Here is a 5783-nt window from a genome sequence, read left to right as displayed (position 1 = left end):
TCGAATCCGTGCTGGCGGTCAACGAGAACCGCAAGCGTGCGATGGCCCGCAAGGTGAGCCAGGCGCTCGGCGGCGGCTTGCGCGGCAAGACCATCGGCGTGCTCGGCCTCACCTTCAAGCCCGACACCGACGACATGCGCGATGCGCCGTCGATCCCGCTCGTCACGGGCCTCATCGACATGGGCGCGAAGGTGAAGGCGTTCGACCCCGTGGGCATGGAGCAGGCCAAGGGTGAGCTGCCCAACATCATTTATTGCGAGGATGCCTATTCCTGCGCGCAAGGCGCGGACGCGCTGGTCGTCGTCACCGAATGGGTGCAGTTCCGCGGTCTCGATCTCGACCGGCTGAAGAGCGTCATGGCACAGCCCGTCGTCGTCGACCTCCGCAACATCTACAGCCCCGAAGACATGCGCGCCGCCGGCTTCACCTATGAGAGCGTCGGCCGTCCGTCGGCGCAGGGCTGATAGCGACACACGATTGTCATACCCCGCGAAGGCGGGGTATCCAGTATTCCCGATCTTCGTGATGATCGGGATCTGAGTTTACTGGATCATTCGCCCGGTGCGCGATCGCGCACGGCGCGGTGATGACGGATCGAGCCCTTGCCCCGCACCTTCGACACGCCCCTCCCCATCGATGCCGTGCTCGACGACCTCTCGCGCACGCTGGAGGCGCATAACGCGGCCGTGCTGGTGGCGCCGCCGGGCGCCGGCAAGACCACGCGCGTGCCGCTGGCGCTGCTCGATGCGCCCTGGGCCAAGGGCAAGAAGATCATCGTGCTGGAGCCGCGCCGTATCGCGGCCCGCGCGAGCGCCGACCGCATGGCCAAATCGCTCGGCGAGCGTGCCGGCGAAACAGTCGGCTACCGTGTCCGCTTCGGCTCGAAGATTTCGCGCGCGACGCGCATCGAGGTGGTGACCGAAGGCATCTTCACCCGTCAGATCCTCGACGATCCCGAAATGTCGGGCGTTGCCGCCATCCTGTTCGACGAATTCCACGAGCGTTCGCTCGACGCCGACATGGGCCTCGCGCTGGCGCGCGACGCGCAAACGGGCCTGCGCGAGGATTTGCGCATCCTCGTGATGTCGGCGACGCTCGACGGCGCGCGCGTGGCAAAATTGCTGGGCGAAGCGCCCGTCGTCGAGAGCGAGGGCCGCGCCTTTCCGGTCGAGACGCGCTATCTCGGCCGCAAGGCCGATGCGCCGATCGAGCGGCAGATGGCCGATGCCATCGCGTCCGCGCTCCGCGCCGACAGCGGCTCGGTGCTGGCGTTCCTGCCGGGCGCGGCCGAGATTCGCCGCACCCAGAATTTCCTCAGCGAACGCGTGCAGGATGCCTCGATCGAGATCGTGCCGCTGTTCGGCGCGCTCGACGCCGCCGTGCAGGACCGCGCCATTTCTCCTGCACCCAAGGGCATGCGGAAGGTCGTGCTGGCGACCTCGATCGCGGAGACCTCGCTCACCATTGAGGGCGTGCGCATCGTGGTCGATTCCGGGCTCGCCCGCGTGCCGCGCTATGAGCCCGACATCGGGTTGACGCGGCTCGAGACCGTGCGTGCCGCGCGCGCGGCGGTGGACCAGCGCCGCGGCCGCGCCGGCCGTACCGAGCCCGGCATCTGCTACCGGCTCTGGGACGAGCCGCAGACGGCCTCGCTCGCGCCCTATACCCAGCCGGAAATCCTCAGCGCCGACCTGTCCTCGCTCGTGCTCGATCTCGCGCAATGGGGCGTTGCCGATCCCGGCGCGCTGTCGTTCCTCGATCCGCCGCCCGCGCCAGCATGGAAGGAAGCCAAGAGCCTGCTGTCCGAGCTCAACGCGCTCGACGGCGACGGCCGCATCACCGCGGAAGGCAAGAGCCTGCGCGCGCTGGCGCTGCCGCCGCGGCTGGCGCGCATGATCGTGGATTCGCATCGCGCCGGCGAGGGCGAGGCGGCCGCCGAGATTGCGGCCATCATCACCGAGCGCGGGCTGGGCGGCGACAGCGTTGATCTCGAGCACCGCCGCGACCAGTTCCGCCGCGATCGCTCGCCGCGTGCCGCGAGCGCGCGCGATCTGGCGCGGCGCTGGGCCTCGCAGGTGGCGGCCTCGGAGAAGGCCGGGCAGCAGGACGATCTCTCCACCGGCCTGATGCTGGCCTACGCCTTTCCGGATCGTGTCGCGCGCAATCGCGGCAATGGCAGTTTTGTCCTGGCCAACGGCCGCGGCGCCGCGGTCGAGCAGACGTCGTCGCTCGCCCGCGCACCCTATATCGCGATCGGCGAGATGACGGGAACGGCGGCAAGCGGGCGCATCCTGCTCGCCGCGCAGATCACCGAGGGCGAGATCGAACGCCATTTCGCCGAGCATATTGAGAGTGCCGACGAGATCACGTTCGACCGCGGCGCGATGGCGCTGCGCGCGCGGCGCAAGCGCGTACTGCATGCGATCACGCTGTCCGAGGCGACGCTTGCCGTGTCGCCTTCGGAGGACACCGCGCGCATCTTCGCCGACGGGCTGATTGCGGCAGGCCTCGACCGGCTGCCGTGGTCGAAAGCCGCCAAGCAGTGGCGCGACCGCGTGATGTTCCTGCGCAAGGCCGAGGGCGACAGTTGGCCGGATCTGTCCGACGACGGCTTGATCGCGCGGCGCGACGATTGGCTGGTGCCGGCGCTCTACGACAAGATCGCGCTGAAGGACATCTCACCCGGCGATCTCTCGGACGCGCTGATGGCGCTGTTGCCTTGGGAGATGCGCGCGCGGCTCGACCGCGAGGCGCCGACGCATTTCGAGGCACCGACGGGAAGCGTGCTCGCGATCGACTACGAGGCCGAGCAGGGGCCGACGATTGCGGTACGGCTGCAGGAATTGTTCGGCCTCAACACCCATCCGTCGATCGCCGCCGGCAAGGTGCCGCTGGTGCTGGAATTGTTGTCGCCGGCGCAGCGCCCGGTGCAGGTCACGCGCGACCTGCCCGGCTTCTGGCGCGGCAGCTACGCGGCGGTGCGCTCGGACCTGCGCGGCCGCTACCCGCGCCATCCCTGGCCGGACGATCCCGCGAGCGCGCTGCCGACCCGGCGCGCAAAGCCGCGCGGGACGTGAACTGCCTTCTCCCTCGTATGCGCACTTGAACAGTTCATACGAGGTCGTCATGCCCGGGCTTGTCCCGCCTGCGCGGCCGAAGCCGCTTCGGCGAGGCGAAGGCCCGGGCATCCACGTTCTTTGTGCTGCGTCGAAAGGGTGGATGGCCGGGACAAGCCCGGCCATGACGCTGTGGTGACTGTCGGTGCCCCCTTGCACACGCCTCATATGCGATTGCCCAGCCGCAAGCAGGTCCGTCGCATTAACCGTTCACTCATCCTTTTCGTCAAAATAGCGGCGCCCTGGCCGCGGCTTCGCTCGCGACCGGGCGTGTCGCGTGGTGAAATCGGGCTTTCCGGCTCGGAAGTGGTGTGATGCGTAACATTATGATCTTCGCGGCCATCATGATCGGCCTCGGCACATTCATGGCACAGATGGCGGACAGGATGAGCTCGGCGTCGGCCACGTCGGCTCCGCGCACGACGGTCGCGATGGCAACCACGGCGCCGGCCGGGAGCCGCAGCCTCGCCATCTCCCGTGACGGCCGCGGGCATTTCCAGACCGAAGGCCGGATCGACGGTCAGCGCATCGGCTTCATGATCGACACCGGTGCCTCCGTCGTCGCGCTGAACGAAAAATCGGCCGTCCGCTTTGGTCTCCGTCCCTCGCGCAGCGAATACAACGCCACCGTCTCCACCGCCAACGGCACCATCAAGGTCGCCCGCACCCGCATCGCCATGCTCGATGTCGGCGGCCTCATCGTGCGCGACGTGGATGCCATGGTGCTGCCGGACGAGGCGCTGTCGGAAAACCTGCTTGGTCTCTCCTTCCTCTCCCGCCTGAAACGCTTCGAATACGCCAACGGCCAGATGGTGCTGGAGCAGTAAGCGGCTTCGCCAGCCGCTGATCGGGCCGGCGAACGGTCATTCGCACGAATTGTGTTGGACGGCGGGCGAAACTCTCGCGCAGGCCGCTGTCGGCCGTTACCAAACTGCCGCAATTATCGGCCATAAGCCTTCATTCCTGCCTTCCGCTGTGGCCCGGCATTCGCTAAGGCTGCATCAATTCCTGCCCTTTCACGAGACCGTCTCAATGTTTCCCAAGCCGAAATCCGTCTTGCTGCCCAATACCTATGCCTTCGAGTCCGAGCCGATGGTGAAGCCCACCGGTTTCCGCGAATACGACGCGCGCTGGTTGTTCCAGAAGGAGATCAACCTGATGGGTGTGCAGGCGCTCGGCATGGGGCTGGGCGCGCTGATCGCGGAGCTCGGCGTCAAGCAGGAGATCGTCACCGGTCACGACTTCCGCGGCTATTCGGCCTCGATCAAATACGCGCTGATCTCCGGCCTGATGGCGGCCGGCTGCAAGGTGCATGACATCGGCCTCGCCGTGACGCCGATGGCCTATTTCGCGCAGTTCGACCTCGACGTGCCCTGCGTCGCCATGGTCACGGCCTCGCACAACGACAATGGCTGGACCGGGGTGAAGATGGGCGCCAACCGCCCGCTGACCTTCGGCCCCGACGAGATGACGCGGCTGAAGGAGATCGTCCTCAACGCCGAGTTCAAGAACAAGGCCGGCGGCGCCTACCAGTTCCACGAGAACTACCCCGCGCGCTATATCGCCGACCTCACCAATCGTCCGAAGCTCAAGCGCAAGCTCAAGGTCGTCGCGGCCTGCGGCAACGGCACCGCCGGCGCATTCGCGCCGCAGGTGCTGGAAGCGATCGGCTGCGAGGTGATCCCGCTCGACACCGAGCTCGACCACACCTTCCCGAAATACAATCCGAATCCGGAAGACATGGAGATGCTGCACGCGATCCGCGATGCGGTGCTGCATCACAAGGCCGATGTCGGGCTCGGCTTCGACGGCGACGGCGACCGCTGCGGCGTCGTCGACAACACCGGCGAGGAGATCTTCGCCGACAAGGTCGGCGTGATGCTGGCGCGCGACATGTCGGCGATCCACAAGGACGCGCAGTTCATCGTCGACGTGAAGTCGACTGGTCTCTTCATCACCGATCCCGTGCTGCAGAAGCAGGGCGCAAAAACTGCCTATTGGAAGACCGGCCATTCCTACATGAAGCGCCGCACCAATGAGACCGGCGCGCTCGCCGGCTTCGAGAAGTCCGGCCACTTCTTCTTCAACAAGCCCTATGGCCGCGGCTATGACGACGGCCTCGTCTCCGCGATCGCGATCTGCGACATGCTCGATCGCGCGCCCGGCAAGTCGATGGCCGATCTGAAGGACGCGCTGCCGAAGACCTGGTCGTCGCCGACCATGTCGCCGCATTGCGCCGACGAGACCAAATACGGCGTCATCGACAAAGTGGTGAAGCACTTCGAGGGCCTGCAGGCCAAGGGCGCCAAGATTGGGGGACAGTCGATCCGCGATCTCGTCACCGTCAACGGCGTGCGCGTCACGGTCGAGGACGGCAGCTGGGGCCTGGTGCGCGCCTCCTCCAACAAGCCCGAGCTCGTCGTCGTGGTCGAGAGCCCGGTCTCCGAGCAGCGCATGCACGACATGTTCGAGATGGTGAACAGCGTGCTGCGCACGCATCCCGAGGTCGGCGCGTATAATCAGACGATTTGAGGTGATTTGAGGAAGGCGTGATCCATGCCTTTCTCTCCACTGTCATGCCCCGCGCAGGCGGGGCATCTACCGTGATGTTCGTCAAGAGGTCGATCAGGGGCAAGAGTGCGGCATCGTGCTCGCCGGTCAAGGCGA

Annotated in this window: 4 protein-coding genes; all 4 read left to right on the top strand. The window is 66.7% G+C overall.

Features of this window, described 5'->3' with window-relative positions; genetic code table 11:
- A partial coding sequence (locus JQ617_RS39825) for a UDP binding domain-containing protein (RefSeq protein ID WP_212031124.1) occupies positions 1 to 464 on the top strand: 464 nt, incomplete at its 5' end.
- Between the two features lie 138 nt (positions 465 to 602).
- Complete coding sequence (gene hrpB / locus JQ617_RS39820) at positions 603 to 3077, top strand: ATP-dependent helicase HrpB (RefSeq protein WP_212031123.1); 2475 nt, start codon at positions 603 to 605, stop codon at positions 3075 to 3077.
- 353 nt (positions 3078 to 3430) lie between these two features.
- A complete protein-coding gene (locus JQ617_RS39815; RefSeq protein WP_212031122.1) occupies positions 3431 to 3943 on the top strand; it encodes a TIGR02281 family clan AA aspartic protease in 513 nt (170 codons plus the stop codon).
- Positions 3944 to 4148: 205 nt separating this feature from the next.
- A complete protein-coding gene (locus JQ617_RS39810; RefSeq protein WP_212031121.1) occupies positions 4149 to 5648 on the top strand; it encodes a phosphomannomutase/phosphoglucomutase in 1500 nt (499 codons plus the stop codon).
- The last annotated feature ends 135 nt before the right edge of the window (positions 5649 to 5783 follow it).

It is taken from the genome of Bradyrhizobium sp. KB893862 SZCCT0404, from assembly GCF_018130885.1.
Taxonomy (GTDB): domain Bacteria; phylum Pseudomonadota; class Alphaproteobacteria; order Rhizobiales; family Xanthobacteraceae; genus Bradyrhizobium; species Bradyrhizobium stylosanthis.
Note: the sequence above shows the minus strand (reverse complement) of the source record. Positions and strands in the feature narration are given on the sequence as shown.

Bases quoted from the DNA above. Each gene is read 5' to 3' on its own strand.
- JQ617_RS39810 (WP_212031121.1), top strand. From the start codon at position 4,149: ATGTTTCCCAAGCCGAAATCCGTCTTGCTGCCCAATACCTATGCCTTC.
- JQ617_RS39815 (WP_212031122.1), top strand. From the start codon at position 3,431: ATGCGTAACATTATGATCTTCGCGGCCATCATGATCGGCCTCGGCACA.